Genomic DNA, 18003 nt, shown 5'->3' on the forward strand with positions numbered 1-18003 from the left:
AAATTACCTTTCAATACGCTCACCGGTTTAAAGGCAGTAATGGCAAATGCCGGATAAGCCCCCGCGATCCATGCTACTACTGTGGCGCCCAGCAGGGCTACCGTTATAAAAGTGGGGTTAATGAAGAGAGCGGAGTCCAGCGATTTACCAGTCATCTCGTTGAAGAAGGGCAAGCCGACTTTAGCGAGTATAAAGGCAATGAACAAGGCTATATAGGTAATGATCATCGATTCGCTGATGAATTGCAGAAACAACTGCGGGCGAAGCGCACCTACTACTTTGCGTATACCTACTTCGCGGGCGCGATCTGCTGCACGGGCTGTAGCCAGATTTATATAGTTGATGCAGGCAATGACCAGCACCAGAAAAGCAATAGCACCAAATATATAGATATACTGAATGTCGCTTACAACACTGCTCTCGTCCATATCCGACCGCAGGTATATATCAGTTAGTGGCAGGTAATTATATACTACATAATCGCCCGGATTGGTTAACTCAGATGCCAGCTCTTTTTTTACCAGGGCATTGGTCTTTTCTGCAAGTGAAGAGATGCTCGCGCCCGGTGCCAGTAATATAAACGTTTCGTAATTGGCACTCCACCAGATCTGTTCGCGCGATGCGTTCAGTGAAGAGAACGAACCAATAAAATCATATTGAAAGATCGAGTTGCTGGGCGCATCTTCTGTTAAACCGGTAATAGTATATTCCTGCTTGTTGTTTACCAATATAGTTTTGCCCACTACATCTTCATTGCCGAAATATTTTTTGGCCATGGATCGGGTAAAAATTACCGAGTTGGGTTGAGTAAGTGCTTTATCCGGATTGCCTTTCAGCAGTGGAAAAGATAGTACGTTGAACAGCGTACTATCAGCATAGAAGAAGCGACTCTCCTGAAAATGCTTATCATCTTTCTGCAATACATAGGCTGTCCATTCAGAAGGATTATAGAGACGCACACCGGTTTCCACTTCGGCAAAATTCTTTTGTACGGCCGGTAGCAGGGCCGTTGGCGACACCGATGTTTTGGAGGTTTGTCCTCCGAAACTATATTCAAGCGATGCCCTGTAAATTCGGGATGCCTTTTCATGAAACTTATCGTAACTTAGTTCGTGGCCGATCCAGATAACGAGCAAAAGGCATGTAGCCAGCCCGAGGCTTAGCCCCAATATGTTGATAAGCGCGTACGAGAGATGTTTTCGCAGGCTGCGAAGTGCAATGAGCAAGTAGTTCTTAATCATAATCCGGACGTTAAATCTTTCCTAAGACTCAAGATAGCGTGTTCCGGTTGCACGATTTTCTATTTTTTTTGTGAATGGCAATAAAAGTTAAATACCGAAAGACGCGTGATAACACTTCATTCGAGATGAACGTTCTTTGTAAGAATATTGGTATGAGCAGATTTTGTCTGGTGGTTGGATTGTTCCTTGTTTTTGCGAAAACGAGTTTTGCACAGAACTTCCTGTACTCCACCCGCAATTATACTGCTGTGGATGGATTACCGCAGTCGCAGGTGCGCTCGCTCGTAGAAGATAAGAACGGCTACTTGTGGATGGCGACACAAGGTGGCGGGCTTGCGCGTTTTGATGGCAAGGAATTTAAAGTATATACTACCAAAGACGGACTCCTCTCCAACGATATATCTTCACTGCTGTTAGATAAGCATAACAACTTGTGGATACTGCACGCACACGGCATTACGCGCTTCAACGGTCATTCCTTTAAACGCTTTCACGATCCCAAATTTCAGAACCCCGGCTATCGCAGAATATATGAGCGCAACGACTCTATATTTATAGTAGCGCATGGCGGCCTCGGCAAGATCTATCGCGATTCATTATATTATTGGGCGCGCCCGCTTGTACCGAATAAACTTATCTGGAAATCACATCACACAACGGTGGGGGTACACTGTTTCTTTATGAGCGATGGCACATGCCATGTGCTTGGCCCGAATGATGAATATGAGGTAACTCTCTCCGATGAGATCGGCAAAATATATTTCCCGTTTGAGTATAAAGGCAAGATTGCGCTGCGCACCAGCAACGGGTATTTTCTCATCAATCATAAAAAACATACCATTGAACCGTTCAGCCTGCCGATCAGAAACATGATCTTATACTACGATGAGAAAGATGATTTCTTCTGGACGCGTGATGGTAACAACCTCTTTCGCGATGTAGTACAAGGCGATGAAGTAAAACGCGACACGGTATTGCGCGATGTTTCTGTATTGCAGGTAGTAAATGACTCCGAAGGAAATACCTGGCTTGCTTCGGATGGTCGTGGTCTCTATAAATATTTTATTCAGGACTTTAATCGTTGCAGCTCAGAGAACTTGCGTGGTGTGATGACTATACTTACTGATTGCAGTGGAGCAAAATGGCTGGGCACCTTGAATAAAGGTGTTTGGAAAATCAGCAAGGGAAAAACTACATCCTATACCGATAAACATGAAACGAGTCGTAATAGTATAGGTGTAGTGAAGCAGGCACCTGACGGAACCATCTGGGTCGGTTCCATGTATGGCCTTGGCCGTTACGATAGCGTGCATGATAAATTCGATTGGTTTACACGCGCAGAGGGTTTGCCCGGCAATAGTATATCGGCTATAGAATTTGATGAGGAGGGTAACTTGTGGGTAGGAACCGGTGGCGGCTTGTCGCGGTTTGATGGGCAGTCGTTTACCAATTATACCACAGCCAACGGTTTGCTGAGCAACGGCATCTGGCACTTACATTATTCGAAGAAGTATAAAACTTTATATATAGCCACCGACATCAATATACAAACGATCCGTAACGACAAGATTGGAGTGTTGCAGATTCCGGGATTAAACAATACTTCCGTGCTGAGTATACTTCCTTACCAGGATTCTTTACTGGCATTGGGAACCGGCGGTGCCGGGGTTGTAGTATTTAACCCGAAGACGCGCTATCGGAAATTTCTGACAACACAGGAAGGGCTCGCTTCTGATTTTATATACTTTGCCGCAGAAGATGAGAAGAAAAAATTATGGATCGGCACGGAGAAAGGTATAAATCGCGTACGACTGGCGCATAACCTGGAGATAGAGGAGAACCTGTATTTTGGTTACGACAACGGACTGACGGGAGTAGAAACGAACCTGAATGCTTTTGAGCTCTCACCGAAGAGTAAATATTTCGGATTGGTAGATGGTCTGTACGAGTTCAACGACATCAGCAAGATGCCGGCAAGGTCCTTCGATCTTCATCTTACCGATGTGCAGATATTTTATGGTGAATACGATCCGCGTATATACTCGGATACAACGGAAGGATTTTTCAAGATACCGGTAAATATGAAACTTCCTCCTGATAAGAACCATGTTACTTTCTATTTCAACAGGGTAGACAAGCGGTATCCGAAGTCGGTAAAGTTTAAATATTACCTGGAGAATTTTGATAAGAAGTGGTCGCAGCCTTCTTCGATGACAGAAGTTACCTACAGCAATTTGCCTCCGGGTAATTATGTGCTTCATGTAATGAGCACCGATAAGCAGGGAAGCTGGAGCTATAAAAAGATAGCATATCCGTTTTCTATCAAAGCGCCTTTTTATCAATCGGCCTCGTTCATGGTAGGCCTTGTGATTTTGCTAGCCGGCATCGTTACGCTTATACTATATCTGCGTGTTCGCCAGAAAGTGAACAAGATGCTGATGCTGGAGCGTATACGGGTAAAAGAGCAGGAGACGTTGCGAAAAGAAATTGCCCGCGACTTTCATGATGAAATGGGCAACCAGCTTACGCGCATCATCAACTATATAAGCCTGCTCAAGCTGAACGGTAACGGCAACGGCAGCAGCAACGGTAATGGAAGCACGGATCTATATACCAAGGTAGAAGATTCGGCAAAATATTTATATACCGGTACGCGCGATTTTATCTGGTCTATCGATCCGGTAAATGATGAGTTGTCGAAGTTATTTATACATATCCGTGACTTTGGAGAAAAATTATTTGAGGAAAAGAATATACAGTTTCGCGCTTTTAATGAAGTAAAAGAGAAGATCAAGCTTCCGTATGGGTTTAGCCGTGAGGCGAATCTTATTTTCAAGGAAGCGATGACGAATGCTTTTAAATATTCGGAAGCGCGCAACGTTACTTTGTTGTTGAGACGATCGGAGCTGGATGGTTTTGAAATGAGTTTTGAAGATGATGGTATAGGGTTTTTGACCGGTGAGATAGAAAAATCGAATGGTCTTCAAAATATTCGCGAAAGGGCCGATAGGATTCGTGGTGTTTTACGTATAACCAGTGTGAAGCATCATGGAACCAAAATCACCCTAAACTTCAAACTAACCAAAACGCTCAAGTATGGCCTTGCCCTTTAAGAAACGCGTCATGATCGTGGAAGACGATCAGGAGATACGCAACAGTTTTACGCTGATTGTGAACAGCTCGCAAAAATTTATGGTGGTAAATGCCTATGGCAGCTGCGAAGAAGCGATCGATAACCTGAATCGCGATAAACCGGAAATTGTGCTGATGGATGTAGAGCTGCCTGGTATGAATGGTATACAGGGAACGAAAATAATAAAAGACAAGAGCCCGCATACCGATATCGTTATGGTTACCGTTTATGAAGACAGTGAGCTGGTGTTTGAAGCATTAAAGGCAGGCGCATCCGGGTATATTACCAAGAGTGCCAACTATATGGAATTGCTGGCCGCACTCGAAGAAATTGTAAAAGGTGGCGCTCCGATGAGCAGTCGCATAGCACGTATGGTGATCGATAATTTTCATGTGAATCCCAACTCACCGCTAACGAAGCGCGAAACCGAGATACTCCAACTCATCTCGGAAGGAAAGACCTATACGCAGATCTCGGAAGAACTCTTTATCTCGAAAGAGACCGCCAAAACACACATCAAGAATATATACTCCAAGCTGCAGGTGAACAGTAAGTCTGAAGCTATAGCGAAGGCGAATCTGGAGAAACTCATATAGTCGTTAAGCGTTGTCAGTTAACCGTTAACCGTTAAAAGTTATCAGTTAATTGTTTTAAGAATAACGGAGTAAGCATAAAGCTGAAAGTGGAAAGCGTAAAGCAGCGTTGTCTGTATATACTTTCCACTTTCAGCTTTTTTTGCTTTATACTTTTTTGCCTTCACGAATAACTTGTAACGATTAACTATCAACGGAAATAAAAAAAATCAACCGTCTTGGGTGATAGAATTTACTATACAAGGTTTAAACTTTACGTCACGATCCTTCCTCATACAAGTAGAATTTTCTTCATAAGTTTAGGTTAATGAAAAAAAATTCAGAAGGATTCAGCCCCTCAGACGGAGGGGCTTTTTTTATTTATAGTGCATCCCTATACTACTTCCTTCAGGAGAATGTATAGCCGTGATCGTTCCGGATCATATACGTTTATACATGCATCTATACATTCCCTATATATACCTATATCCCCCATGTTCTTTTTATCAGTTGTGTAAATACCGGTAAGCAAAGCGTTATTCCACACGCGGTGTAATTTTATAACGAAAGGCTCGGTATATATACCTTTTGAATATACCGACCGGCTGGTCATTTATTTGGTTCGTGCTTTTGGGAGTTTTGATATAACATCCTGACGATCGCTTGTCAATTGTCGGGTGGAGTTTATTTCTAATTAACCCCCAACTTGTATGAGGAAGATTTTACTAGCATGCTTCTGTTGCCTCTTGCATCTTACGATAGCATGGGCACAGGATCGAACTGTTACCGGCAAGGTAACAGCCGCGGAAGACGGCACCCCCTTGCCCGGTGTAAATGTAGTGGTGAAAGGCACCACCACCGGAACGGTAACAGATGTGAACGGTAGTTACTCGCTGAGTGTACCCGCATCCGGAGGTATACTTATCTTTTCATTTATAGGCCTGGTAACACAGGAACTGGAAGTAGCACAACGCACTTCGGTGGATGTACAGATGCACCAGGACATGACGCAACTCGGTGAAGTGGTTGTTACTGCCGTAGGTATAGAGCGCGAGAAGAAAGCGCTGGGCTATTCGGTAGAAACCGTAAATGGTAATAAAGTACAGCAGGTATCAGAACCTGATCCGCTGCGCGCACTTACCGGTAAAGTGCCGGGAGTAAATATCATTTCCTCCAGCGGTGCGCCCGGAAGTTCTACCCGCATTACCATTCGTGGTAACTCATCCATGTTAAACAACAACCAGCCGTTGTTTGTAGTAGATGGTATACCCTATAACAACGACTATGTAACTACCGAAGGTACCAACCTTAACACCGGTGGTCTTACATCCGGTGGTGCATTCTCCAGTCGTATATCCGATCTTGATCCGAACGATATCAAGTCGATGTCTATACTGAAAGGAGCAACAGCCGCTGCGTTGTATGGTGCTCGTGCTGCCAACGGTGTGATTGTTATTACCACCAAGTCGGGCTCTGCTTCTGCTTCCAAGAAGGGTTTGGAGATTACCTATAGCGGAACATACGGCATTGAAAAAATTGCCAACCTGCCGAACTTTCAAAATACATACGGAACAGGTTCTAACTTTTCGTATGCACAGGCCAACGGCTCGTGGGGTGCGCCATTTATAGGTACACGGCCGTATGCTACACTGGATTCTATACCACACTGGTATGCCGGTCGTAACGGCATGAGTAATTTTGATGGAAAGAAAGTTCCCTATAGGGCATATCCCAACAACGTAAAAGATTTTTTTGAAACCGGTCGTATAGCAGAGAACTCCATCTCTATATCCGGAGGTAATGAAAAGTCGGCAGTATCGGTAACACTCTCTCAACTTGATCAACGCGGTTTCGTTCCAGAAACAAAATTCCTTCGTCACAATATCAGTCTCGGTGGAAAGACCACACTGGCGAATGGTGTGATCATCGGTGCTAATCTTGCCTATACACGATCTGTACAAAACGGTGTGTTGAGTGGTGCACCAAGTGCTACCTCGGGCGATCCTTCTGCTTTTGCACGCACACTATATTTCGGGCGTAACTGGGATGTGCAGGGACAACCCTATCAAAACCCGGTAGATAACGGAAGTGAGTTCATGGTAGGAAGAGACCAGGTAAACAATCCATACTGGTCGGTAAAGAATACAGGTATACGTGGTAAAGTAGATCGCTATGTAGCATCGGTCAATGCATCGTATGATATATTCGATTGGTGGAATGTATCGTATCGCATTGGTATGAATGCATTCTCACAACGACAGGTTGAGTTTCAACGACCCAATGGTGCAGGTAGTCCGCTGGGAACAATTACAGAACTCAATGTTACTACCGATGAGATCAACTCCGACCTCATCACCACAGTTACCAAAGATATAGGGGAGAACTTCAATGTGCGCGCTTTACTGGGTTGGAATGTGAACCAACGCACCAGTCAGTCACAATCCGTAAATGGTGTAGGCTATGTTGTGTTCAACATCGATGATATAGATAACACCAACGATGTAACGCCCAATGGCGGAAGCTATTCGCGCAGAAGACTCTATGGTTTTTATACCGATATAAGTGTAGGCTATAAGAACTGGGCATTCGTAACACTCACCGGTCGTAACGACTGGTCATCAACCTTGCCGGTGAAGAACAGAAGCTTCTTCTATCCTGCAGCGAATGCTTCTATTATACTCAACGAAGCATTGGGACTTGAGTCTGGTTTCTTCAACTCGATCAAACTACGGGGAGGCTGGGCTACGGTGGGTAATGATACTAATCCGTATCTGCTCAATACAGTATATATCGTAAACGATTATGATAATGTTACCGGCAATGCAGCCGGCAGGCCGTTTACTCCGGCCGGTGGAGCTACTATACCTACCGCAGGGCAAAGTGCTGTGCTGGCAGATCCGAACCTGAAACCTGAACGCACACGCGAAATAGAAACCGGTTTTGATGTTCGCTTCTTTAACGATCGTATAGGTATAAATTTCACGTACTATAACAAACGATCAAGCGATCAGATAGCACAGATATCTTTACCCGAAGAGACAGGCTTCCAGGCGCAGCTTACCAACTTTGGTACAGTAACCAACAAAGGTATAGAGCTGGGTGTGGAAGTGACACCGGTAAAACTAAGCAATGGCTTAACGTGGACAGTGCTTGGTTCCTTTACGCGTAACCGTAACGTTATTGAAGAACTTCGTGCGGGTGTAAGCGAAATACAGTTTGGTTCGGGCTTTACAGGTTCTGTTATATCAGTACATCGTCCGGGGCAACAGTATGGTCAGTTGCTGGGCACAGTAGATGTACGCGATGATGAAGGCAATCTGCTGATTGATCCATCCAACGGACAGTTTATACGCAAACTCGATCCTGAAATCATTGGCAATCCGAATCCTGATTTTATACTCGGTATAACCAATACCGTAAGCTTTAAAGGATTTACACTTTCTGCCTTGTGGGATCTGCGCCAGGGAGGCGATCTGTTTTCAACAACGGCCAATTCTATTTTAGGTCGCGGTGTGTTGGCTTACCAGGCCGATCGTGAAGGTAACGCGATACTGAAAGGTGTATATGGAAATCCGCAGACTTTCCAGCCTTACCTGGATGATGCCGGTAATAAAATCCCTAACCAGACCATGATCGAAGTAAACTCGCTATACTTCGGTGAGACCTTCGCAGTAAATGCGGCAGATGAATGGTCTGTATTTGATGCCACAACGTACAGGCTACGCGAAGCTTCACTCACCTATGCTTTTCCGAAATCGCTTTTGCAACGCACACCCTTTGGTGGTGTAAGTATAGGACTCACCGGAAGAAATCTCTGGAATTATTCTCCGCACATGCCGAAGGATCTTAACTACGATCCGGAAACCAACCAGTTTGGTGCGCGCAATGTGCAGGGTATAGAATATAGCACAACACCTTCTGCCAGACGATTTGCTGTGACCGTGCGGGCAACTTTTTAATCACTTAAAAATTAGAGTCACATGAAATTGAAAGTATATAAAATAGCAGCTGCCCTGGCATGCTTTACCATGTTGAGCTGCGAAAAACATTTCCTGGACATCAACGATGATCCGAGCAATCCGCTGGATGTATCACTGGAGTTGTTGTTGCCTTCTGTACAACTCGATATGGCCGGCTCTCTGGGTACCAGTACTGCGGGCTTATCGCAGATCACCAGCACCTATATGCACCAGATTGTGCAGCGCAGTAATCAGAATGACTATGGTGTACAGGGAACTGACGGTGGTGTACAATCTCCGTGGTTGATACTCTATACGCGTGCATTGGCGGATAACGAGAGTATCATTAAGAAAGCAACCGAACAGGAAGCATGGCCCTACCTCGGTATAGCACAGGCGATGAAAGCCTATAGCTATAGTTTGATGGTGGATGTATGGGGCGATGTGCCATACTCGGAAGCACACAAATCACCCGAGATATTGTTGCCGAAATATGATAAAGGTGAAGATATATACCCGCAGCTATTCCAGTTGCTGGATGATGCCAAAGCAAACCTGCAGAAAGAATCCATCTTCGAAGTGGGCAATGAAGATCTCTTCTATGGCGGTGATACAGACCTGTGGATCAAGTTTGTTAATTCTGTAAAACTGAAACTATATAACCAGGTGCGGCATGTACAGGATGTATCGGCAGAAGTAGATGCCCTGATAGCAGAAGATAATTTTATCAGCAGTGCAGCCGAAGATTTTGAGATGGAGTATGGAACAAGTGTAGGACCTGATAATCGTAATCCAGGTTATGTACAGGAGTGGGCACCCGGTACTGCGAACTACTATATCAGTCCGTACTTCTACGAGATCATGGCGAATCTTAACACATTCGATCATCCGGATTATGGTGGAAAGATTGGTGTGAGAGATCCTCGTATACCGTATTACTTCTATAATCAGATTGGTGAAGTAAGTGCAGCAAGCTCTCCGGAAAATCCATGCACGTATTGCTATGGGTATGTAGATCCGAACTCAGGCGATTTTGTGATCAAGGAACCTGCGCTGCAGGGAACAGGTATGGTTTCCATTTTTGCTTTCTCGCTGGATATAGATCCGAATGAAGGCTATGGACAGGGACGTTCGCAGACTGTGGTTGGCCTATATCCGGTAGGTGGTAAATATGATGATGGTGAAGGAGGCGCTTCCAACTTTGATGGCTATCCGCAAACACCACAACGTTTGCTGAATTACTATGCCGTGAAATTTATAGAGGCAGAATTATTCCTGACAGGTGCTGCAACGGGCGATGCACGGTTGGCATTGCGCGATGGTATACGCGCGGCCTTTGCCAAAGTGAATGAGATAGCTGATGGTGTTGGTGCTCCGGTAATTTCTACTACTGCGCGCGATGCGTATGTAAATGCCGTGCTCACTGCGTATGATGCTGCCGATGATGCCGGTAAACTGGAACACATCATGACGCAGAAATGGATTGCCAGTTTTGGCTGGGGTGTAGATATGTATACCGACTATAGAAGAACAGGCTATCCGCAGCTATACGATGGTAATACCGACAATCTCAGTTTTACTATTCGTACCAAAGATTATCCGTTTGCTTTTCCATGGCCTACCAACAACCTCGCAGTAAACAGCAATGCACCTGCGCAGAAAGTAGTGACGAGCAACGATGCCAAGCCATTCTGGATGGAGTGATGGAATAACTATAAAAGAAAATTACCATGAAGAAGATTATATATTCATCAGTATTGTTTGGCCTCGCGATCTTGTTTGCATGCGAAGAGCAGGGCAAGCTCGGCATCGATCAATCTCAAAAAGGATTTGAGTTCAGAATGATTCCGAATGCTACTTCGTTCAACCTGGCGGATAGTGACCCGAGTGTTACTTTCACGATGTACTCTGAGACCAACAACATCAAGAAAGTAAATGTAGTTGTCGAGCTATACCAGTTCCTCAATAATTCACGTACGTGGCGCTATAATCTGGCAGAGATCGATGGTTCTACGCTTACCAATGATGGTACCTCGAAGATCACCATTCCGCTTTCACAGTTTGCAAGCGCTGCCAATATAGATCCCTCAACACTGGGTGGTGGCGATGTATTTACTATATATAATGTAGTGGAGCTGGAAAACGGAAATATATACCCGGATACATTGGAGCTGGGAGGCGAATCTTATATCAATACCGAAAACTCATACTTCCCTTCCGGAGGAACCACCAGCTATACCGGGCAGTTGAATTTTCCGATGGTATGTTCTGTATCATCTCCGTTTACCGGTACCTATACCATTACGGACGACTGCGGACTGTTTGCCGGAGATGTGGTATTGGAAACTGTAGCGGCTAATCCGGTTCAACGTACATTTACTGGTACATGGACCCTCGATCCGGACAATGTGTTCTCGGGCATCGGTTTCAATTTCGACCTCACTTGCGGTAGGGTATTTGTTCAGACACAAAGTATAGGGCTTGGATGTGGTGGGGGAAGTAACGTGGATGTAGTTACATCAGATATAGATGACTTGGGTCCAGGATTATATGATGATCTGAACGATAGCCAGTTTACCGTAAATGTCAGGTATTCTAATCCGGATTGCTTTGGAGGCTTTGATTGTACACTCACATTCACCAAAAAATAACTAACACCTTTAAAATCAGTGAATAAGAGGCTGTCTTCGCGAGGAGGCAGCCTCCTTTACTTCCTTTTTAGCAATTTTATTCTGAAAAGTCTTATGTAGGTTTTTAGGTACTTTTTTTAGGAAAGTCATCCCTAACATTCCTTAGTTGCAAGATACTTTTACTGGAATATGCCTTTAAGGTCGATTACCTTAATCCTTTTGCTGCTTCCTGGAATTGGTTTGTGCCAATATCAGCGAGCGGATAGCCTGGAAAATATCATAAGAACTGCCCCTGATGATACGACCAAAGTTCTCTATCTCAATAAACTTGTTACTATTCTGCGCGAGCGGAATAATACAAAGGCACTACACTATGCACGTCAGGCACATGACCTTGCCGGTAAATTAAATTACGAAGCAGGGCTTGCTCCCGCTAAAGAAAATCTCGGCTGGATATACTATCGTTTCGGAAATCTTTCAGAAGCCTTTCAACTTTCTACGGATGCCCTTGCTATCAGCGAGCTGCAATTTGACAGCACTACCATGGCGCGAAGTCTCAACAGCATTGCTGCTATATATTTCGACCAGAAATTATACCAGCAGGCCATTGTGTATTTCAGACGCACCTATGCCCTGAATGAAAAGATTGGCGACCATGCCACAGCAGCCCGCACGTTGAGTAATATAGCCTATGTGTTATTGCGCACCAATCAATACGATTCGGCACGTATCTATGCGCAGCGCGCGTTTGATCTGAGTAACAAAACCGGTAATAATTATAGCAAGAGCGCGGTGCTGCGTGCACTGGGCGATATCGATATGTTCAAGAAGGACTATAAAGGTGCGCTCGAAAAATTTGAAAGAGCTTTGCTGCTGGCACGCATGGATGGTAAAACCTATCACCAGGCATCGATACTTCGCCGTATAGGGAATCTATACCTGCAGCAAAATCATACCGACCGTGCCTTACAGTTTTTCTTCGAGAATGTAGCGCTGGCTAAAAAGTATGGCTACCAGGATGAACTGGAGAATACCTATAAATTGATCGCGCAGGCTTTTATAGCCAAGAAAAATCACATCAAGGCACTGGAATATCAAACAGCCTATCAGCGTATACACGACTCGTTGTACGACAAGCGTAACAGCGAATACCTGGCGTTGCAACAGGCGCGCTTCGATTCTGAAATAAAAGAAACACAGATCGAGCTGCTTACAAAAGATGCCGAGCTGAAACAGGAAGAGATCAACAACCAACGCGTGTGGATATACTTTTCGTTTGGCTGCTTAAGTCTTGTATTGATGCTGGCCAGCGTGCTGTTTTATAATAACCGTCTCAGAAAACGATCGCATGATAATCTCGCTGAGAAGAATATAGAGATTGCACAGCAGGCGTTGCAGCTCAGCAACATGAACGATACGAAAGATAAACTCTTCTCGATCATCAGTCATGATTTGCGCGGGCCTCTCGCGAGCTTACGCGGGTTGATGAACCTGGTAGGAGAGACTGGTCTTACACAAGAAGAATTTCAGCAGGCGTCTAATACCTTGAAGTTAAGTCTAGATGCTGTGCAGGAAAATCTGGAGAATCTTTTATACTGGGCACAGTCTCAATTGAAAGGGTTGCAGGTAAATATGGAGCCTACTTCCGTAAAGCATGTAGCGGATGAAATGATAGCCCTGTATGCTGAAGCTGCCAAGAGTAAAGATGTATCTATACTCAACGAATTGGAAAACGATCAGCATGTGGTGGTAGACAAGAATCACCTGCGCATGATCTTCCGTAACCTGATCTCCAACGCCATCAAGTTCAATGCGAAACAGGGCATGATTGTGATCTCGCAGAAGCAATTTGGTAACTATATGGAAGTATCCGTATCAGACTCCGGTGTAGGTATGCGTGCATCCGATGTGGTAAAACTCTTTAATGCCGAAACACACTTTACAAAATTAGGAACCAACCAGGAGAAAGGCGTTGGTATAGGATTGCTGCTGATCAAAGAATTTATAGAGCACAATGAAGGAAGTATATCTGTAGAGAGTGCCGAAGGCAAGGGCACTACGTTTACCTTCCGCCTCAAGCTCGATATGTCGCGCATTAAAAAAGAAGAAGGAGCACTAAGCTCCTCCTTTTAATTTTTTCACTTCGGCTTCGTATGCCGCTAAATTCGCCTTTTGATTATCAGGTATATTCTTGATGGCGATCTCCCAGTTTTTGATAGCGTTCTTTTTATCGCCTAATGCAGTATATCCGCGGGCGAGACCTACATAGGTAGTAAACTTATCATCCGGGTGTAACTGACGGTTGAGTTTAAATACTTCCATCGCCTTCGCACTCTTGCCGGCAGCCAGCAATGATCTTCCATACTGGTGCACATCGGGTACATGTGCTGTTGGTAATTTTATAGCCTTGTCCATTACAGCATCCGCTTCTGCATCGCGCTTCATGGCATATAGCACAAGTGCTTTGGTTTGCAGCGAGGCAAAATCTTCGCGCCCTATAAATGTACCGCTGATAGCATTATCAGCCCATGTGAGTGCTTCTTCCAGGTTTATCTTGTTTTGCGCGCAGAACTGCGCAGCGTCCATCCACGGAGTATAGTCGAAGCCCATACGGTCGCCCATCAGCTCACCGCGAATCTTGGCTATATATAGTTCATTTACATTCGGCACTTCTATCTTAAAAGGTATACGCTTGTTCTCCCATTGCAGAAAAGCAACCGCTGCATTGGATTCGCGATCGCCAAAGCTATAGGTGAGGTACTCGGTATACTCGGCATCCTGCGGAGCGGTTTGTGCGCGCAGGGCATCATCTTTCGGATCGTAGTAATAACTTCCCCAGCGATCGGAAGTTTTTGAGAAGATCCATGTCCACGGACCATCTTTCTCTACATCGAGGAAGAGTCCATATTTACCGGCCTTCAGATCTTTACCCGCTATTTTTACATCGTGCGAGAAAGTGATGATCGTATTCTCGTTGGCACCGGCACGCCACGGTGCTGCTTTAGAGGTGCCGTAGCCCTGGTCTATAAATCCATAGTGTACCAGTTCGCCCCATATATGCCCTTTGCGATCTTCGCCACCTGGACCATGTACGTTGGGGCTGCTATACTCGATCGTGACGGATGCAGGACCGATCCATTGTGTTACAACGGACTTCTGGTTGTCGCCACTGGGTGGTAAAGAGATGCTTTGTGCTGCAGCATAAAAGCCTGCTGCAAGAGCCAGAACGGATGCTAAAATCTTTTTCATAGCGGTGGGTTTATGTTCGGTAATTAAACGATTATCGTTAACACTCGATCTCACCCAGCGCGAGGGATTTATAGCGTTCCTTTTTGCAAGGTTTTGTTCGGCACTAAAACCTGAAGAGCGGCAGGTAAAACCGTAATTGTAAATTCAGTGTCGTGTCCGCTCGGTTCACCATCCACGTGAAAGGCTATAGGTCTGGATGTTTTAACAGTAATAGATTTACCTTCCCACATCTCGCAGAAAGAAGAATTACCTAAACCACCGGTAAACATGTTGTATACAAAATCAATACGATAGGCCGGTACTTTTTTTACCAGCGTTACGTGCAGTAACTCATCGCGTACCGAAGCAGCCGGAGCTATACGCGCGTTGTTGCCATACTGCGAAGAATTGGCAATGGCCAGTATAAATGCACTGCGCGAAAAAGTCTTGCCATCGATCGACAACTCCATATCAAATTCGCGAAAGGCAAAAAATTCTTCTACGGTAAGCTTTACATAGCCTGTAAGACCGCGTTTGGTTTTGCCACCAAAGAGGTTGGCTATATGTCCATCGAAACCAATGCCGGAAACATTCAGCGATAGCTTGCCATTCACGGTAAACGTATCCATGTTGAGTATAGAGCTGTCAAACAACGATAGGGCTGCCTGTTCTACAGTGAGTGGTATACCGAGGTGTCGTGACAGTCCGTTGCCGGAACCTCTGGGTATAATTCCCATGGGTATAGCACCTTTCAATGCACCGCGTGCTACTTCGTTAATGGTTCCATCGCCACCCACGGCTACTACAAAATCAAAGCCTTGCCGCTTTGCAGCTTCCGCCAGCTCGATCGCATGACCGGGCGCCTGCGTAAACTCTACTGTACACTCAACATTGTTCTTGACGCATGCATCGATGATGCGCCCTTCAACAGCGGGTTGATACCCGGTACCTGCATATTTGTTGACAATGAATAATACCTTCTTACCTTCGTTGTTCACGGCTCAACATTACTAATTTTTATGGAAACGGATTTTCAATCGGCCAGAAAGTTATTGTTCAAGGCCTGGAATATAGAGACAAAGCTACTCATGCGGCTCAATAGTATTGATTGTGTGAAAGGGGAGCTGGTGAAAAAAAATCATATACTGCTTCAGTTTACCGGCCTCTATGATAAGACAGGGGAAGAACTATATGATAGAGACATGGTGCTTATAGGCACCGACCGGTATATTATAGCCTGGCAGGGGGACCCGGCTTCGTGGCATGTTGTAAAAGTATATGAGTCTTCTGCTTCTCAGCCACTATCAATGGCACTGGCAAAGAATGCCGTGCGACTTTGCAGTTACTTCGAGTCGGAGAAGAATTGATCTATTTCTTCTTTACCTTCTCTTCGATATACTTTACAGCCTGTCCGTATGTCTGCAATTTTTCAGCATCATCATCCGGAATACGGATGTCGAATGTCTGTTCAAATTCCATCACAATTTCTGCGTAGTCGAGCGAATCGATTCCGAGGTCTTTTACAAAATTGGCTTCAGGGGTAATTTCAGATGCTGCGATGCCGAGTTTTTCTGTCAGGATTTTGGTGACTTTCTGCGGAATGTCTTGCATAGCGTGATGTTATGTTGGGGCAAATGTATTAAAAGCATTCCAAATTTCTAATTTTCCAACTTTACCAATGCCACCGGCACGGTAAAGATCGGAACTTCAGCCACATAAAATTTACAGATTGAGTAGCCGGAGGAATCAGAAACGCATGAAAAATTCCGTGCCCTTGCCTACGGTAGACTTTACACTTAACGTGCCCTGATGCTGGCGCATGATCTGCCGCGACAAGCTGAGCCCTATACCCGAGCCGGTCTTCTTGGTAGTAAAGAACGGAATGAATATTTTTTCGAGCGCCTCCGGATCAATGCCCGTACCATTGTCGCGAATGGCAATAACCGGCCGCGATTTCTCATTGAGGTAAGCACGCAGCTCGATCGTTTTATCATCCTGGTCTTCAAATGCCTGGATCGCATTTTTGAAAAGGTTGATCACCACCTGCTCGATCATATTTTTGTCGGCCGAGATCGTCAGGTCTTCCGGGTATACCGATATAACCAGTTTGATATTTTTCTCGCTAACATCTTTTCGATGCAGCATCGTTAACTCATCCAGCAGCGTACGCACATCAATCTGTACCGGCCGTGGCTTGGGTATAGACGTAAGGCTACGAAACTCCTTCACAAAATGAATAAGACCTTCGCTGCGCTTGCTGATAGTTTGCAACGACAGGTGTATATCGCTGAGCTGATCTATACTCAACGGCACCCCGTTGTTCTCCTGTATATGCGGCTTTAATTCCTCTTCTACAATACCGGCCAGTGAAGATATAGGGGTAACAGAGTTCATGATCTCGTGTGTGAGCACACGCACCAGGTTCTGCCACGCTTCCATTTCTTTTTCTTCCAATTCACTTTGTATGTTCTGCACCGATATCAGTTTTACATTCTCACCGCGCAGCGTAAGCTCGATCGCATAGATGGAGAGTTGTACGATCTCTTCACCAATCTTGAGGCGCACCAGTTCGCGGCCTCCTGTCTTTAGTTTGGTGAATACATTTACCAGCGTGTCGCTTACCTCGGTGAGGTCATTTATATTTTCAATGCGATTAAGCTTGAGAAGTTTGCGGGCTGCACTGTTGAAGATCTCTACCGTGCCATCTTCTTTGAAAACGATGAGGCCGATACCCACGTGCATCACTATATTCTTGAAGAACAACGACTCGGAGTCTTTTTCGCTGCGAGAGCTGCGCAGCTTCAGCAAAGCTTCATTCAATTCCCGGTGAAGTTTACGCACAATCGGGTCGTCACTTTCTGTTTTGAAAGAATAGGAGAGATCATCAAATTTTACCGAGTCGAGAAATGAAGCGATGTTCTCGTGCGAGCGATCAAGGTATGCGATAAGCAGCTTGATCTGGTAAATACTCAGCCCCAGAAAAACAAGCGCGTATACCAAGCTCTTGTCCGAGAAGGCAAAGAAGCAAAACAAAAAAATAGACGCAGCCAGGAAGGCTACACGTGGTACTACTGGTGACCGCCAGTTAAATTCCATAAGCAATGGTAATAGTAAAAATCATTTATACGAAAGTAACAGCCCCCGGAGTTCTAACGCAAAGATTCATGCGCAAGTTGGTAAATTTAAAAGTAAGATTTACTATGTACGATATTGATACAAAAGTGTACGCACCGAACACCT

Annotated in this window: 13 protein-coding genes; 7 read left to right on the forward strand and 6 right to left on the reverse strand. The window is 45.0% G+C overall.

Going from position 1 to position 18003, the window contains the following annotated elements; translation table 11 throughout:
- Positions 1–1241, reverse strand: a 1241-nt coding sequence (locus VIN08_RS14285) for an ABC transporter permease (RefSeq protein WP_331966351.1), incomplete at its 3' end; no start/stop codon positions are given.
- Between the two features lie 152 nt (positions 1242–1393).
- Between VIN08_RS14285 and VIN08_RS14290 the strand changes: the two genes are divergently transcribed.
- Positions 1394–4354 (forward strand): ligand-binding sensor domain-containing protein, encoded by a 2961-nt coding sequence (locus tag VIN08_RS14290; protein WP_331966354.1) that lies wholly within the window; start codon positions 1394–1396, stop codon positions 4352–4354.
- A complete protein-coding gene (locus VIN08_RS14295) occupies positions 4338–4970 on the forward strand; it encodes a response regulator transcription factor (RefSeq protein WP_331966357.1) in 633 nt (210 codons plus the stop codon). The genes VIN08_RS14290 and VIN08_RS14295 overlap by 17 nt, the downstream gene beginning before the upstream one ends.
- A gap of 370 nt (positions 4971–5340) precedes the next feature.
- Here the strand turns inward: VIN08_RS14295 and VIN08_RS14300 are convergent, their stop codons facing one another.
- Positions 5341–5559: a hypothetical protein gene (locus VIN08_RS14300; RefSeq protein WP_331966359.1), complete on the reverse strand. Its 219-nt coding sequence runs from the start codon at positions 5557–5559 to the stop codon at positions 5341–5343.
- A 97-nt stretch (positions 5560–5656) separates the two neighbouring features.
- Here VIN08_RS14300 and VIN08_RS14305 point away from each other — a divergent pair, with 97 nt between their 5' ends.
- The 4 genes from VIN08_RS14305 to VIN08_RS14320 all read left to right on the forward strand — a co-directional run bounded on the left by VIN08_RS14305 (position 5657) and on the right by VIN08_RS14320 (position 13668).
- The gene (locus VIN08_RS14305) at positions 5657–8905 is read left to right on the forward strand and encodes a SusC/RagA family TonB-linked outer membrane protein (protein ID WP_331966362.1); all 3249 of its coding nucleotides are present in this window, start codon (positions 5657–5659) and stop codon (positions 8903–8905) included.
- A gap of 21 nt (positions 8906–8926) precedes the next feature.
- Entirely contained in the window at positions 8927–10609 is a 1683-nt protein-coding gene (locus tag VIN08_RS14310) for a SusD/RagB family nutrient-binding outer membrane lipoprotein (protein ID WP_331966365.1), read from the forward strand.
- A 26-nt stretch (positions 10610–10635) separates the two neighbouring features.
- Positions 10636–11556, forward strand: a complete 921-nt coding sequence (locus VIN08_RS14315) for a hypothetical protein (protein WP_331966368.1) — start codon at positions 10636–10638, stop codon at positions 11554–11556.
- A gap of 198 nt (positions 11557–11754) precedes the next feature.
- Positions 11755–13668, forward strand: a complete 1914-nt coding sequence (locus VIN08_RS14320; protein WP_331966371.1) for a tetratricopeptide repeat-containing sensor histidine kinase — start codon at positions 11755–11757, stop codon at positions 13666–13668.
- Here the strand turns inward: VIN08_RS14320 and VIN08_RS14325 are convergent.
- Together VIN08_RS14325 and VIN08_RS14330 are read right to left on the reverse strand one after the other, a co-directional pair.
- Positions 13651–14784: a DUF2911 domain-containing protein gene (locus VIN08_RS14325; protein ID WP_331966374.1), complete on the reverse strand. Its 1134-nt coding sequence runs from the start codon at positions 14782–14784 to the stop codon at positions 13651–13653. The two genes, VIN08_RS14320 and VIN08_RS14325, sit on opposite strands and share 18 nt — an antisense overlap.
- A gap of 68 nt (positions 14785–14852) precedes the next feature.
- Positions 14853–15761: a diacylglycerol kinase family protein gene (locus tag VIN08_RS14330; protein ID WP_331966376.1), complete on the reverse strand. Its 909-nt coding sequence runs from the start codon at positions 15759–15761 to the stop codon at positions 14853–14855.
- Positions 15762–15782: 21 nt separating this feature from the next.
- Between VIN08_RS14330 and VIN08_RS14335 the strand changes: the two genes are divergently transcribed.
- Positions 15783–16130 (forward strand): YopX family protein, encoded by a 348-nt coding sequence (locus VIN08_RS14335; RefSeq protein ID WP_331966379.1) that lies wholly within the window; start codon positions 15783–15785, stop codon positions 16128–16130.
- Between the two features lies 1 nt (position 16131).
- On the opposite strand, the gene VIN08_RS14340 is transcribed toward VIN08_RS14335, so the two are convergent.
- Complete coding sequence (locus tag VIN08_RS14340) at positions 16132–16374, reverse strand: acyl carrier protein (RefSeq protein ID WP_331966382.1); 243 nt, start codon at positions 16372–16374, stop codon at positions 16132–16134.
- A 135-nt stretch (positions 16375–16509) separates the two neighbouring features.
- Complete coding sequence (locus tag VIN08_RS14345; RefSeq protein ID WP_331966385.1) at positions 16510–17859, reverse strand: sensor histidine kinase; 1350 nt, start codon at positions 17857–17859, stop codon at positions 16510–16512.
- Positions 17860–18003: the final 144 nt, after the last annotated feature.

The organism is Ohtaekwangia sp. (genome assembly GCF_036568665.1).
Taxonomy (GTDB): domain Bacteria; phylum Bacteroidota; class Bacteroidia; order Cytophagales; family Cyclobacteriaceae; genus Ohtaekwangia.